The following is a 14,024-nucleotide window of genomic DNA, read 5'->3' on the forward strand; positions in this document are numbered from 1 at the left end:
TGACTTGGGACATGATAGTTCCTTAATAAGTCGGGTTTGGCCTCCACGTATCCCAATGACCAACCAGCGGCATCAAGGCCTCCGGCACCCAGGTCATCGTGTCGACACGTGTGTGGATTTAAGCTCTGCGGGGTATCCCCGGAAAGCGGCGCATTTTATACCACAGCATCGACAAAAACGAAACCCGCAATCACATTTGCCGTCGACCGCTTTCACGCAAGCCCTTGAATAGAGCCAACAACCCCCTACCTTATAGAGAGAAGCGATCATCAGAGGCTCATGATTTGAGGCCATCGTCTGTTAGAATCGCGTTTTCTGTGGCTTGTGCGAATTCTGTAACCTTTTGTCGCGCGCCCGTAAACCGTATTGATTTCAGCGCGTCGCGCTAGAGAGAGCCTGTATGACCGTTAGTTTGAAAACCGCCGAAGACATTGCTGGCATGCGCATCGCCGGCAAACTGGCTGCCGACGTGCTGGAAATGATTGCCGAACACGTCAAGCCCGGCGTCACCACCGAGACCCTGAACCAGATCTGCCACGACTATATAGTCAACGTGCAAGATGCCATCCCTGCGCCACTGAACTACAAGGGTTTCCCCAAGTCGATCTGCACCTCGGTCAACCACGTGGTTTGCCACGGTATTCCGGGCGACAAACCGCTGAAGGACGGCGACACCCTGAACATCGACGTCACCGTGATCAAGGACCGTTATTTCGGCGACACCAGCCGCATGTTCCACGTCGGCACCGTGCCGGTCTGGGCCGAGCGCCTGTCCCAGGTGACCCAGGAATGCATGTACAAGGCCATCGAGATCGTAAAACCTGGCTGCCGCCTGGGCGACATCGGTGAAGTGATCCAGAAGCACGCCGAAAAGAACGGCTTCTCGGTCGTGCGCGAATTCTGCGGCCATGGCATCGGCACCGTGTTCCACGAGGAACCACAAATCCTGCACTACGGCCGTGCCGGCACCGGCATGGAACTGAAAGCCGGCATGACCTTCACCATCGAGCCGATGATCAACCAGGGCAAGGCCGATACCAAAGTGCTGGGCGACGGTTGGACCGCCATCACCAAGGACCGCAAGCTCTCCGCCCAGTGGGAACACACCCTGCTGGTGACCGAGACCGGCTACGAGATCTTTACTCTGCGCGCCGACGACACGATCCCACGCGTTTCGGCCTAAAGGTTGTTTCAGGTTTTCCCACGCTGTGTAGTGACTGACTGAATAGATAGAAAGGAAAACCGATCAATGCCCCAGGTGGATCCCGAACTCTTCGACCGTGGCCAGTTCCAGGCCGAACTGGCCCTGAAGGCGAGCCCTATCGCCGCTTTCAAGAAGGCGATCCGCCAGGCCCGCGAGGTGCTCGACGAGCGCTTTCGCAGTGGCCGCGACATCCGCCGGCTGATCGAGGATCGCGCCTGGTTCGTCGATAACATCCTGCAAAAGGCCTGGGAGCAGTTCAGCTGGAGCGAAGACGCCGATATCGCCCTGGTGGCGGTTGGCGGCTACGGTCGTGGTGAGTTGCACCCCTACTCCGACATCGACCTGCTGATCCTGCTGGACAGCGCCGATCACGAGATCTTTCGCGATTCCATCGAGCGTTTTCTCACGCTGCTGTGGGACATTGGCCTGGAAGTCGGTCAGAGCGTGCGCTCGGTGGACGAATGCGCCGAAGAAGCCCGCGCCGACCTCACCGTCATCACCAACCTGATGGAAAGCCGCACCATCGCTGGCCCCGAGCGTTTGCGCCAGCGCATGCTCGAAGTCACCAGCACCGCGCACATGTGGCCGAGCAAGGATTTCTTCCTGGCCAAGCGTGCCGAGCAGAAAGCCCGGCACCACAAATACAACGACACCGAATACAACCTGGAACCCAACGTCAAAGGCTCGCCTGGCGGGTTGCGGGATATCCAGACGATCCTGTGGGTAGCCCGGCGCCAGTACGGCACTCTGAACCTGCGCGCCCTGGCGGGCGAAGGGTTCCTGGTTGAGAGCGAAAACGCCCTGCTCGCCTCATCCCAGGAGTTCTTGTGGAAAGTCCGCTACGCCCTGCACATGCTGGCCGGCCGCTCCGAGGACCGCCTGCTGTTTGACCACCAGCGCTCCATCGCCACCCTGCTGGGGTTTGAGGGTGAAGACGCAAAGACCAGCATCGAAAGCTTCATGCAGCAGTATTACCGGGTGGTCATGAGCATTGCCCAGCTCAGCGACCTGATCATCCAGCACTTCGAAGAAGTCATCCTGGCCCCCGAAGACGAAGCTCCACCGCAGCCGATCAACTCGCGCTTCCAGTTGCACGACGGTTACATCGAGGCGCGCAACGACAACGTGTTCCGCCGCACGCCGTTCGCGATGCTGGAGATCTTCGTGCTGATGGCCCAGCAGCCGGAAATCAAAGGCGTGCGCGCCGACACCATCCGCCTGCTGCGCGAAAACCGTCACTTGATCGATGACGACTTCCGCAACGATATCCGCAACACCAGCCTGTTCATCGAGCTGTTCAAATGCAAGATCGGCATCCATCGCAACCTGCGGCGCATGAACCGTTACGGCATCCTTGGGCGCTACCTGCCAGAGTTCGGCTTTATCGTCGGGCAGATGCAGCACGACCTGTTCCACATCTATACGGTGGACGCCCACACCCTGAACCTGATCAAGCACCTGCGTAAGTTGCAGTACACCCAGGTGTCAGAGAAATTCCCGCTGGCCAGTAAACTCATGGCCAAGCTGCCCAAGCCCGAACTGATCTACCTGGCCGGGCTGTACCACGACATCGGCAAGGGCCGGCATGGCGATCACTCTGAGGTCGGTGCCGTTGACGCCGAAGCGTTCTGCCAGCGCCATCAGTTGCCCGTGTGGGACAGCCGCCTGATCGTCTGGCTGGTGCAAAACCACTTGGTGATGTCGACCACCGCCCAGCGCAAGGACTTGTCCGACCCGCAGGTGATCCACGACTTCGCCGGGATCGTCGGCGACGAGACCCGCCTCGACTACCTGTACGTGCTGACCGTTTCCGATATCAACGCCACCAACCCGACGCTGTGGAACTCCTGGCGCGCCAGCCTGCTGCGCCAGCTGTACACCGAGACCAAGCGCGCCCTGCGCCGCGGCCTGGAAAACCCGGTAGACCGCGAAGAACAGATCCGCCGTACCCAAAGCGCGGCCCTGGACATTCTGGTACGCGGCGGCAACGACCCGGACGACGTCGAGCAGTTGTGGTCGCAACTGGGGGACGATTACTTCCTGCGCCACACCGCCGGCGATGTGGCTTGGCACAGTGACGCGATCCTGCAGCAACCGGCCGATGGCGGCCCGCTGGTGTTGATCAAGGAAACCACCCAGCGCGAATTCGAAGGCGGCACGCAGATCTTCATCTATGCGCCGGACCAGCACGACTTCTTCGCCGTGACCGTGGCGGCGATGGACCAGCTCAACCTGAACATCCACGATGCGCGGGTGATCACTTCCAGCAGCCAGTTCACCCTCGACACCTATATCGTGCTCGACACCGAAGGCGAGTCGATTGGCGATAACCCCGCACGTGTGAAAAAGATCCGCGAAGGCCTTACCGAGGCCCTGCGCAACCCTGACGACTATCCGACCATCATCCAGCGCCGGGTACCGCGCCAGCTCAAGCACTTTGCGTTTGCGCCACAGGTGACCATTTCCAACGACGCCCAGCGCCCGGTGACAGTGCTGGAACTCAGCGCGCCGGATCGCCCTGGCCTGCTGGCGCGTATCGGCGGGATATTCCTGGAGTTCGACCTGTCGTTGCAGAACGCCAAGATTGCGACCCTCGGCGAACGCGTGGAAGACGTGTTCTTCATCACCGACGCCGACAACCAGCCGCTGTCCGACCCTGAGCTGTGCCGGCGCTTGCAGGAAGCCATCGTGCAGCAGTTGAGCGTGACCCAGGAGCCTGGGGTCGAGCTCACCCGGCTGACTATTTGATTATTGATTTTGTTAACCCGATTCATGTGGGAGCTGGCTTGCCTGCGATAGGGTCGCCACGGTGTAGCTGGCACACCGAGGCGATGCCTACGCAGGCAAGCCAGCTCCCACAGAGTCCGCGCTTATCTAAGAGACTTTTATGAACAACGCCCTGAACCAGCTCCAGCCCTACCCGTTCGAAAAACTGCGCGCCCTGCTCGGCAGCGTTACGCCAAACCCGGACAAGCGCCCGATCGCGCTGTCCATCGGCGAGCCCAAGCACAAGTCCCCGGAGTTCGTTGCCAAAGCGCTGGCCGACAACCTCGACCAGATGGCGGTTTACCCGACCACACTGGGCATCCCGGCCCTGCGCGAGGCCATCGGCGCCTGGTGCGAACGCCGCTTCAACGTGCCCAAGGGCTGGCTCGATCCGGCGCGCAATATCCTGCCGGTCAACGGCACCCGTGAAGCGCTGTTCGCCTTCACCCAAACCGTGGTCAATCGCGGTGACGATGCGCTGGTGGTGAGCCCGAACCCGTTCTACCAGATCTACGAAGGCGCCGCGTTCCTGGCCGGGGCCAAGCCGCATTACCTGCCGTGCCTCGATGCCAATGGCTTCAACCCGGACTTCGATGCCGTGACGCCGGATATCTGGAAACGCTGCCAGATCCTGTTCCTGTGCTCCCCGGGTAACCCGACCGGCGCATTGATCCCGGTCGAGACCTTGAAAAAGCTCATCGCACTGGCCGACGAATACGACTTCGTGATCGCCGCCGACGAGTGCTACAGCGAGCTGTACTTCGACGAACAAACCCCGCCGCCAGGCCTGCTGAGCGCCTGCGTCGAACTGGGGCGCCAGGACTTCAAGCGTTGCGTGGTGTTCCATAGCCTGTCCAAGCGCTCCAACCTGCCGGGCCTGCGTTCCGGTTTCGTGGCGGGCGACGCTGACATCCTCAAGGCCTTCCTGCTGTACCGCACCTACCACGGCTGCGCGATGCCTGTACAAACCCAACTGGCCAGCATCGCGGCCTGGCAGGACGAAGCCCACGTACAGGCCAACCGTGACCTGTACCGGGAAAAATTCGACGCTGTGCTGGCCATCCTCAAGCCGGTGCTGGACGTGCAAAGCCCTGACGGTGGGTTTTACCTGTGGCCGAATGTGAATGGCGATGATGCGGCGTTCTGCCGGGACTTGTTCGTAGAAGAACACGTGACCGTGGTGCCGGGTTCGTACCTGTCGCGGGAAGTGGACGGTTTCAACCCGGGCGCCGGGCGTGTGCGCATGGCATTGGTTGCGCCGTTGGCGGAGTGTGTCGAATCGGCGGAACGGATCCGGGATTTTATCCAGCGTCACCGCTAAGTGTTACCTGGGTCATTTCACCGGCCCCAGATTCGCCTCACTCATATCCAAATCAGCCAACACCTCCCTCAAAACGTCATCACCGATCTGGTGATGACGGCTCAAGCTATACAATTCCAAACGCTGTGCCCGCAGGGCCTTGAGCCTTAATTTGCGCTCAAGCAGGTCCATCTGCTGCGCCAGCGCCTGGGCTTCAGCCGAGTCGTTGAACACTTCCAACTGGTGGCGATATTCAGACATCAGACGAGCCTTGAGCTCAGTCGCGAGCGCCGCCTGGGCAGCGTCCTGAGTTTCGGGGTCAGCGGGCTCTTCGGCTTCCAGGGCGTGGATCGCGGCAACGGCGGTCTTCTTCCAAGCCTCGCGTACCTCGTTATGGCGCTTTTCATCCGGACTCTTCTCGATACCGCGCAATAGCAGCGGCAACGCAATACACGCCGCAATCAGTGACAGCAGGATCACCCCGGCCGCAATGAAGATCAGCAAATCGCGCTCAGGAAAGTCCTGGCCCGGCGCCAGCAGCAACGGCACCGACATCACACCGGCCAGGGTCACCGCACCGCGTACGCCACCGACAGTCAGCAGCCAACAAGACCGGGCGGTGGGCACCAGCGTCAGTTCGCTTTTCCCACGCACCCTGCGCAACAACCCCGACAGACGCCAGATGCTCTGAACCCAGACAAACCGCAGTACTACCAGCACCAGGAAAATCCCGATCACGTCGAGGCAGCGATAGAACAACGCTGGCCATAACGTGGGCTCATGGCTCACCACAGCCTTGATGATGTCCGGCAGTTGCAGGCCCAACAGCAAGAAGATCAGGCCGTTGAAGGCAAACTCCAGTAACGACCAAACGCTGCGGTTGAGCAACCGTGTACTGGTCTGGCGTGGCAACAGGTCGAGCCAGCTTTGCATCATGCCCGCCGCGACTGCCGACAAGATGCCCGATGCACCCAGGCGTTCGGCCAATACATAGGCGGCAAACGGCAGCAACAACATAAACACCACGTGAGTCGCCGGATCATCCCAACCACGGGCGATCATCCATGCACGCAGGCGGCCGACCAGCCAGCTCAGCGCCACGCCAACGGCCAGGCCACCCACCGCCACCAGCACAAACGTCAGACTGGCATCCGCCAGGGAGAACACCCCGGTCAACGCCGCCGCCAGCGCGAACTTGAACGTCACCAGGCCCGACGCATCATTCATCAAGGCCTCGCCCTGCAGCATGTGCATCAACGGCGTAGGCAGGCGATTCTGAGAAATGGCCGACACCGCCACCGCGTCCGTCGGCGATAAAACTGCTGCCAAGGCGAATGCCACTGGTAGCGGGATCGTAGGCAAAATCCAATGTATGAAGTAGCCGGCACCGACTACGGTAAACAGCACGAGCCCCACCGCCAGCGTCAAGATCGGCCCGCGCAGCCGCCAAAACTCACGTTTGGGCATGCGCCAGCCGTCCGAAAACAATAGCGGCGGCAAGAACAGAAACAGGAACAACTCCGGGTCCAGCGCCACATGCAGTCCCAGCGTGGGCCAAGCCAGCAGGGCGCCGGCAGCAATCTGCACCAAGGGCAACGGCAGAGGAATGACACGCCCGACCAGACGCGAAACGCTGACCAGCATCAGCAGGATAAGAACGGTGTAGGCGGTTTGCATAACGCGGGTTTCCCAGACTATCGACTTGCAACGACACACATCAGGCAACAACTGGCAGTTGAAGTGCCATATTACCCAGCTATGTTACCCGCCTATGCCGCCAGTCGGCATTTGCACATAAGTCGCACGCCAGCATGACGAGGGGCACCACTGGCCGCTGGTCGTGGCATAATCCGGGTCCTTTGGTTTTCAGCATCTTAAAGGGGGCGATTCCTTGGCCGCTTCAAGCAAAACGTTGCACCTTTTTGGCATCAAAGCCTGCGACACCATGAAAAAGGCGCGCACCTGGCTCGATGAGCACGCTGTGAGCTATGAGTTCCACGACTACAAAACGGCCGGTATCGACCGCGAACACTTGACCCAATGGTGCAACGAGCACGGTTGGCAGGTGGTTTTGAACCGTGCGGGCACCACCTTTCGCAAACTCGAAGACGAACGCAAAGCCGATCTCGATCAGTCGAAAGCCATTGAATTGATGCTCGCACAACCCTCGATGATCAAGCGCCCGGTGCTTGATCTCGGTGACAGAACCCTGATTGGCTTCAAGCCAGATAGTTATTCGGCGGCCCTCAAGTAGGCCAGCCTTTCCCATTTTTGTAGAGGTAACAGCATGTCCAATTCCCTGTTCAGCCTGGGCTTCGGCGTCGGCACTCAGAACCGCCAAGGTGCTTGGCTGGAAGTGTTTTACGCACAACCGCTGCTCAACCCATCGGCTGAAATCGTCGCCGCTATCGCCCCGATCCTGGGTTACACCGAAGGCAACCAGGCGATCACCTTCACCATCAGCCAAGCGCTGCAACTGGCTGATGCCCTCAAGAACGTCGACGCGACCCAAGCGGCGCTGCTCAATCGCCTGGCTGAAAGCCACACCCCGCTGGTCGCCACCCTGCTGGCCGAAGACGCAGCACTGACCTCCACGCCTGAGGCCTACCTCAAGCTGCACCTGCTGTCCCATCGCCTGGTCAAGCCGCACGGCCTGAGCCTGGCCGGTGTGTTCCCGCAACTGCCGAACGTAGCCTGGACCAGCCAGGGCGCAATCGACATCAACGAGCTGGCCGAACGTCAGCTGGAAGCGCGCCTGCGTGGCGAGTTGCTGGAAGTGTTCTCGGTGGACAAGTTCCCGAAAATGACCGACTACGTGGTGCCGGCTGGCGTGCGTATCGCTGACGCCGCACGTATCCGCCTGGGCGCGTACGTGGGCGAAGGCACCACCGTGATGCACGAAGGTTTCGTCAACTTCAACGCCGGCACCGAAGGCCCGGGCATGATCGAAGGCCGTGTATCGGCGGGCGTGTTCGTCGGCAAGGGCTCGGACCTGGGCGGCGGTTGCTCCACCATGGGCACCCTGTCGGGCGGCGGCAACATCGTGATCAAGGTTGGCGAAGGCTGCCTGATCGGTGCCAACGCCGGTATCGGTATCCCGTTGGGCGACCGCAATACCGTAGAGTCGGGCCTGTACGTCACCGCCGGCACCAAGGTTGCGCTGCTGGACGAGCAGAACCAACTGGTAAAAGTGGTCAAGGCGCGTGAACTGGCCGGCCAGCCGGACCTGCTGTTCCGCCGCAACTCCGAGACCGGTGCCGTGGAGTGCAAAACCCACAAATCGGCCATCGAACTGAACGAAGCGCTGCACGCTCACAACTAAGCAGCCACTCGATGCCACTAGCGGGCCCCGATCCTGGGGCTCGTTTATACGAGTTTGAACACCATGCTTGTGCCCTCCCCCTGGCGCACCGATTTCCCGGCCATCGCCACCCTGCAACGGCAAGACCAGACCTATCTGGACAACGCCGCTACCACACAAAAACCCCAGGCCCTGTTGGATGCCATCAGCCATTACTACGCCAATGGCGCAGCCAATGTGCACCGTGCCCAGCATTTGCCAGGCGCCCATGCGACCCAGGCTTTCGAAGACAGCCGCAGCAAGGTCGCGCAGTGGTTGAACGCAGGTGAAAGCGGGCAAATCGTGTTTACCCACGGCGCAACCTCTGCGCTGAACCTCTTGGCCTATGGCCTTGAGCATCTATTCAATGCGGGCGATGAGATTGTTATCAGCGCCCTCGAACACCACGCCAACCTGCTGCCGTGGCAGCAATTGGCCAAGCGTCGCGCCTTGGAACTGGTGGTGCTACCCCTGGGTGATGACGGCGTGATCGACCTCACCGCCGCCGCCGAGCTGATCGGCCCACGCACACGCCTGCTGGCCGTGAGCCAGTTATCTAACGTGTTGGGCGCCTGGCAACCGCTGGAAGCCCTGCTCGCACTGGCCCGCCCCTATGGCGCTTTGACCGTGGTCGACGGCGCCCAAGGCATCGTCCATGGCCGTCATGACGTGCACGCATTGGGTTGCGACTTCTACGTATTCTCCAGCCACAAGCTCTACGGCCCGGATGGCGTCGGCGTGCTGTTTGGCCGCAATGAAGCCCTGCATCACCTGCGTCACTGGCAGTTTGGTGGTGAGATGGTGCAGCAGGCCGACTACCACAGCGCCAGTTTCCGCCCGGCGCCGCTGGGGTTCGAAGCCGGTACTCCGCCGATTGCCAGCGTGATCGGCCTGGGTGCCAGCCTGGACTACCTGAGTTCGCTGGACCAGCCAGCCGTAATGGCCCATGAAGCAGCCTTGCATGACTACCTGTTGCGCGGGCTCAAAGCACGCAATGGCGTGCAGGTACTGGGATCACCCCATGTGGCACTGGTCAGCTTCGTGGTTGAAGGCGTGCACAACGCCGACCTTGCCCACCTGCTGACCGAACAAGGCATTGCCGTGCGCGCTGGCCATCATTGTGCGATGCCACTGCTCAAGGCGATGCACTTGTCGGGGGCGATCCGTGTGTCGCTTGCGCTGTACAACGACTCCGATGACCTGGAGCGCTTCTTTGAAGCGCTGGACCAAGCGCTGGATATGTTGCGATGAGCTTGCCCGTTGATGCGACGAACGCGCTTGAAGCGTTCCAAGCCGTCGGTAGCTGGGAACAGCGCGCCCGCATGCTGATGCAATGGGGCGAACGCATGCCCGCCCTGGCCACTGAAGACAAAGTCGACGCCAACCTGGTGCAGGGTTGCGAAAGCCTGGTCTGGTTGGTGGGGCGTTTGCAGGATGGGCATTGGCAGTTTGCTGCGAGCAGCGATGCGCGGTTGATTCGCGGGCTGGTGGCGTTGCTGCTGGCGCGAGTGAATGGGCTTTCTGCCGTCGAGCTGCAGGCGGTGGACTTGCCCGACTGGTTCAATCAATTGGGCCTTTCCCGCCAACTGTCACCGTCCCGCAGCAATGGCTTGAATGCAGTGTTGCAGCGCATGCGAGAACTAAGCCGTACATAAAGCTAAATGTGGGAGCTGGCTTGCCTGCGATAGCAACACCGGTGTGTGACTGATACACCGAGGTGTCTGCATCGCAGGCAAGCCAGCTCCCACATTTTGAGTCAGTGCAGGGCAGTGAGATCTAGGTGGGCTTGACCCGCTCCGAAGGCCTGCGCACCCCGGCCACAATCTTGTCTACCGCTTTCGTCGCCGCGACCATGCCGAACGTGGCCGTGACCATCATCACCGCGCCAAACCCTCCGGCGCAGTCCAGCTTCACCCCGTCACCCACGAAACTCTTCTGCAGGCAAATGCTGCCGTCCGGCTTGGGATAGCGCAGTTGCTCGGTGGAAAACACACACGGCACGCTGTAATGACGTGTAACGGTGCGCGAGAAGCCGTAATCGCGGCGCAGCGTGGAGCGCACTTTCGACGCCAACGGGTCATTGAAGGTGCGGTTCAGGTCGCACACCTGGATCAGCGTCGGGTCGATCTGCCCGCCCGCACCGCCAGTGGTGATGATCTGGATCTTGCGGCGCTTGCACCAGGCGATCAGCGCAGCCTTGGCGTTGACGGCGTCGATGCAGTCGATCACGCAATCAATATTGGGTGTGATGTATTCGGCCATGGTGTCGCGGGTGACGAAATCCGCAACCGCATGCACGGTGCAATCCGGGTTGATACCACGCAGGCGTTCGGCCATCACCTCGACCTTGGGTTTGCCCACGGTGCTGTCCAGCGCGTGCAACTGGCGGTTGCTGTTGCTCACGCAGACGTCGTCCAGGTCAAACAGCGAAATCTCGCCCACACCGCACCGGGCCATGGCTTCTGCCGCCCAGGAGCCCACGCCGCCGACGCCGACGATCGCCACGTGGGCCGCTTTCAAGCGTTCCAGGCCTTCAATGCCATACAAGCGGGCGACGCCTGCAAACCGCGGATCTTCTGTACTCATGACCATTACCCCAAAAACCGGCGCGCATTATGGGCTACGGAGCGGCAAGTTTTAAGCTACAAGTTACAAGTTAAGAACTTAGATGGCCTTTTGCTGACTAACGTCCGGCTTTTCTCTGTCTGCTATACGCTCAGGGAAGCGTCGGTGTAGGATGCGCGCCGTTCGGCGCTGGCCGACACCTCTTTTCGTTCCACACCCTTTGGAACCCGAAATAACCATGGCATCGCGTAAATTTGGACTCAACCTGGTGATCGTGTTGGCAATCGCCGCACTGTTTACCGGCTTCTGGGCGCTGATCAACCGCCCCGTCACTGCTCCCAACTGGCCTGAGCAGATCTCCGGTTTTTCCTACTCGCCGTTCCAACAAGGCCAGTTCCCACAGAAAGACCAATACCCCACCGACGATCAGATGCGCCGTGACCTTGAGATCATGAGCAAGCTGACGGACAACATCCGTACCTACTCGGTCGACGGCACGCTGGGAGACATCCCCAAGCTGGCGGAAGAGTTCGGCCTGCGGGTAACCCTGGGTATCTGGATCAGCCCGGACCTGGAACGTAACGAGCGTGAAATCCAGCGCGCCATCGAGATCGCCAACAGCTCGCGCAGCGTAGTGCGGGTGGTGGTCGGCAACGAAGCCTTGTTCCGTGAGGAAATCACCCCAGAAGCACTGATCGTGCTGCTGGACCGCGTACGCGCCGCAGTGAAAGTGCCGGTGACAACGTCCGAGCAATGGCACATCTGGGAAAAGAACCCGCAACTGGCCAAGCACGTCGACCTGATCGCCGCGCACATCCTGCCGTTCTGGGAATACATTCCGATGGACAAGGCCGGCCAGTACGTACTCGACCGCGCGAAAGACCTGAAGAAACTGTTCCCGAAAAAGCCACTGCTGCTGTCGGAAGTTGGCTGGCCGAGCAACGGCCGCATGCGTGGTGGCAATGAAACGTCCCCGGCCGACCAGGCGATTTACCTGCGTACGCTGGTGAACAAGCTGAACCGCCAGGGCTACAACTATTTCGTGATCGAGGCCTTCGATCAGCCGTGGAAAGTCAGCGACGAAGGCTCCGCCGGCGCTTACTGGGGTGTGTACAACGCGGCGCGCCAGCAGAAATTCAACTTTGAAGGGCCGGTGGTCGCGATTCCGCAATGGCGCGTACTGGCCATCGGTTCGGTGGTGCTCGCGCTGCTGTCCCTGACCCTGCTGATGATCGACGGCTCGGCCCTGCGCCAGCGTGGCCGCACGTTCCTGACGTTTATCGCGTTCCTGTGCGGGTCGGTGCTGGTGTGGATTGGCTACGACTACAGCCAGCAATACAGCACGTGGTTCAGTGTCACCGTGGGCATTCTTCTGGCCCTCGGCGCACTCGGCGTGTTTATCGTGCTGCTGACCGAGGCCCATGAACTGGCAGAAGCGGTATGGACCCACAAGCGTCGGCGTGAATTCCTGCCGGTCGAAGGTGATTCGGACTACCGCCCGAAAGTGTCGATCCACGTGCCGTGCTACAACGAGCCGCCGGAGATGGTCAAACAGACCCTCGACGCCCTGGCAGCGCTGGACTACCCGGACTACGAAGTCCTGATCATCGACAACAACACCAAGGACCCTGCTGTATGGGAACCGGTGCGCGACTACTGCGAGACCCTGGGCCCGCGCTTCAAGTTCTTCCACGTCGCGCCCCTGGCCGGCTTCAAGGGCGGCGCCCTGAACTACCTGATCCCGCACACCGCCAAGGACGCCGAAGTGATCGCGGTAATCGACTCGGATTACTGCGTGTCGCCGAACTGGCTCAAGCACATGGTGCCGCACTTCGCCGACCCGAAAATCGCCGTGGTGCAGTCGCCGCAGGACTACCGCGACCAGAACGAAAGCACCTTCAAGAAGCTCTGCTATGCGGAATACAAGGGTTTCTTCCATATCGGCATGGTCACCCGCAACGACCGTGACGCGATCATCCAGCACGGCACCATGACCATGACCCGTCGCTCGGTGCTCGAAGAGCTGGGCTGGGCCGATTGGTGTATCTGTGAAGACGCCGAGTTGGGCCTACGGGTATTTGAGAAAGGTCTGTCGGCGGCGTATTACCACGACAGCTACGGCAAGGGCTTGATGCCGGATACCTTTATCGACTTCAAGAAACAGCGTTTCCGTTGGGCGTACGGTGCGATCCAGATCATCAAGCGTCACACCGCAAGCCTTTTGCGCGGCAAGGACACCGAGCTGACCCGTGGCCAGCGCTATCACTTCCTCGCGGGCTGGTTGCCGTGGGTGGCGGACGGCATGAACATCTTCTTCACCGTGGGCGCCCTGTTGTGGTCGGCGGCGATGATCATCGTGCCAACACGGGTTGACCCGCCGCTGCTGATTTTCGCGATCCCGCCGTTGGCGCTGTTCGTGTTCAAGGTGGGCAAGATCATCTTCCTGTACCGTCGCGCGGTTGGCGTGAACCTAAAAGATGCGTTCTGCGCGGCCTTGGCCGGTTTGGCGTTGTCCCACACCATCGCCAAAGCAGTGCTGTATGGCTTCTTCACCACCAGTATTCCGTTCTTTCGTACACCGAAAAACGCGGATAACCACGGCTTCTGGGTAGCCATCTCCGAAGCCCGCGAAGAAATGTTCATCATGCTGCTGTTGTGGGGCGCCGCGCTGGGGATCTACCTCGTGCAGGGCCTGCCGAGCAATGACATCCGCTTCTGGGTGGTGATGCTGCTGGTGCAGTCGCTGCCGTATGTGGCGGCGTTGATCATGGCGTTCCTGTCGTCGCTGCCTAAACCAGCGGCTGAGCCAGAGCCCGCACCCGCTGCGTAAAAACTTGCGCAATGCACTA

The 14,024-nt window shown here is 60.6% G+C and carries 10 protein-coding genes; 8 read left to right on the top strand and 2 right to left on the bottom strand.

Annotated elements, in window-relative coordinates; all coding sequences use genetic code 11:
• The first annotated feature begins 400 nt into the window (after window positions 1-400).
• The 3 genes from map to dapC all read left to right on the top strand — a co-directional run bounded on the left by map (window position 401) and on the right by dapC (window position 5,291).
• On the top strand, window positions 401-1,183 hold the full coding sequence (gene map, locus CFE47_RS23365) for a type I methionyl aminopeptidase (RefSeq protein ID WP_286840741.1): 783 nt from the start codon (window positions 401-403) through the stop codon (window positions 1,181-1,183).
• A gap of 66 nt (window positions 1,184-1,249) precedes the next feature.
• Window positions 1,250-3,952 (top strand): [protein-PII] uridylyltransferase, encoded by a 2,703-nt coding sequence (locus tag CFE47_RS23370; protein ID WP_286840742.1) that lies wholly within the window; start codon window positions 1,250-1,252, stop codon window positions 3,950-3,952.
• Between the two features lie 139 nt (window positions 3,953-4,091).
• On the top strand, window positions 4,092-5,291 hold the full coding sequence (dapC, locus tag CFE47_RS23375; RefSeq protein ID WP_286840743.1) for a succinyldiaminopimelate transaminase: 1,200 nt from the start codon (window positions 4,092-4,094) through the stop codon (window positions 5,289-5,291).
• A gap of 12 nt (window positions 5,292-5,303) precedes the next feature.
• Here dapC and CFE47_RS23380 read toward each other — a convergent pair whose 3' ends face one another.
• Window positions 5,304-6,947, bottom strand: a complete 1,644-nt coding sequence (locus CFE47_RS23380) for a Na+/H+ antiporter (protein WP_286840744.1) — start codon at window positions 6,945-6,947, stop codon at window positions 5,304-5,306.
• 268 nt (window positions 6,948-7,215) lie between these two features.
• Here CFE47_RS23380 and CFE47_RS23385 point away from each other — a divergent pair, with 268 nt between their 5' ends.
• From CFE47_RS23385 to CFE47_RS23400, 4 genes are all read left to right on the top strand, one after another.
• Window positions 7,216-7,524: an arsenate reductase gene (locus tag CFE47_RS23385; RefSeq protein ID WP_231982825.1), complete on the top strand. Its 309-nt coding sequence runs from the start codon at window positions 7,216-7,218 to the stop codon at window positions 7,522-7,524.
• A 33-nt stretch (window positions 7,525-7,557) separates the two neighbouring features.
• The gene (gene dapD, locus CFE47_RS23390) at window positions 7,558-8,592 is read left to right on the top strand and encodes a 2,3,4,5-tetrahydropyridine-2,6-dicarboxylate N-succinyltransferase (protein ID WP_286840745.1); all 1,035 of its coding nucleotides are present in this window, start codon (window positions 7,558-7,560) and stop codon (window positions 8,590-8,592) included.
• A 63-nt stretch (window positions 8,593-8,655) separates the two neighbouring features.
• Window positions 8,656-9,861 carry an aminotransferase class V-fold PLP-dependent enzyme gene (locus CFE47_RS23395; RefSeq protein WP_286840746.1) on the top strand — a complete coding sequence of 402 codons (1,206 nt, stop codon included), beginning with the start codon at window positions 8,656-8,658 and terminating at the stop codon, window positions 9,859-9,861.
• Window positions 9,858-10,265 (top strand): SufE family protein, encoded by a 408-nt coding sequence (locus CFE47_RS23400; protein ID WP_286840747.1) that lies wholly within the window; start codon window positions 9,858-9,860, stop codon window positions 10,263-10,265. Before CFE47_RS23395 ends, CFE47_RS23400 begins: the two co-directional genes overlap by 4 nt.
• Before the next feature lie 121 nt (window positions 10,266-10,386).
• On the opposite strand, the gene tcdA is transcribed toward CFE47_RS23400, so the two are convergent.
• On the bottom strand, window positions 10,387-11,202 hold the full coding sequence (gene tcdA, locus CFE47_RS23405) for a tRNA cyclic N6-threonylcarbamoyladenosine(37) synthase TcdA (RefSeq protein WP_071487460.1): 816 nt from the start codon (window positions 11,200-11,202) through the stop codon (window positions 10,387-10,389).
• A gap of 211 nt (window positions 11,203-11,413) precedes the next feature.
• On the opposite strand from tcdA, the gene CFE47_RS23410 reads away from it, so the two are divergent.
• The gene (locus CFE47_RS23410) at window positions 11,414-14,005 is read left to right on the top strand and encodes a glycosyltransferase (protein ID WP_185707416.1); all 2,592 of its coding nucleotides are present in this window, start codon (window positions 11,414-11,416) and stop codon (window positions 14,003-14,005) included.
• The last annotated feature ends 19 nt before the right edge of the window (window positions 14,006-14,024 follow it).

This window comes from Pseudomonas sp. PGPPP1 (assembly GCF_002255865.1).
Taxonomy (GTDB): Bacteria; Pseudomonadota; Gammaproteobacteria; order Pseudomonadales; family Pseudomonadaceae; genus Aquipseudomonas; species Aquipseudomonas cremoris.

Coding starts and splice junctions, on each gene's coding strand:
- CFE47_RS23380 (WP_286840744.1), bottom strand. CDS start 6,947: ATGCAAACCGCCTACACCGTTCTTATCCTGCTGATGCTGGTCAGCGTT.
- CFE47_RS23370 (WP_286840742.1), top strand. CDS start 1,250: ATGCCCCAGGTGGATCCCGAACTCTTCGACCGTGGCCAGTTCCAGGCC.
- tcdA (WP_071487460.1), bottom strand. CDS start 11,202: ATGGTCATGAGTACAGAAGATCCGCGGTTTGCAGGCGTCGCCCGCTTG.
- CFE47_RS23400 (WP_286840747.1), top strand. CDS start 9,858: ATGAGCTTGCCCGTTGATGCGACGAACGCGCTTGAAGCGTTCCAAGCC.
- CFE47_RS23385 (WP_231982825.1), top strand. CDS start 7,216: ATGAAAAAGGCGCGCACCTGGCTCGATGAGCACGCTGTGAGCTATGAG.
- CFE47_RS23410 (WP_185707416.1), top strand. CDS start 11,414: ATGGCATCGCGTAAATTTGGACTCAACCTGGTGATCGTGTTGGCAATC.
- dapC (WP_286840743.1), top strand. CDS start 4,092: ATGAACAACGCCCTGAACCAGCTCCAGCCCTACCCGTTCGAAAAACTG.
- dapD (WP_286840745.1), top strand. CDS start 7,558: ATGTCCAATTCCCTGTTCAGCCTGGGCTTCGGCGTCGGCACTCAGAAC.
- map (WP_286840741.1), top strand. CDS start 401: ATGACCGTTAGTTTGAAAACCGCCGAAGACATTGCTGGCATGCGCATC.
- CFE47_RS23395 (WP_286840746.1), top strand. CDS start 8,656: ATGCTTGTGCCCTCCCCCTGGCGCACCGATTTCCCGGCCATCGCCACC.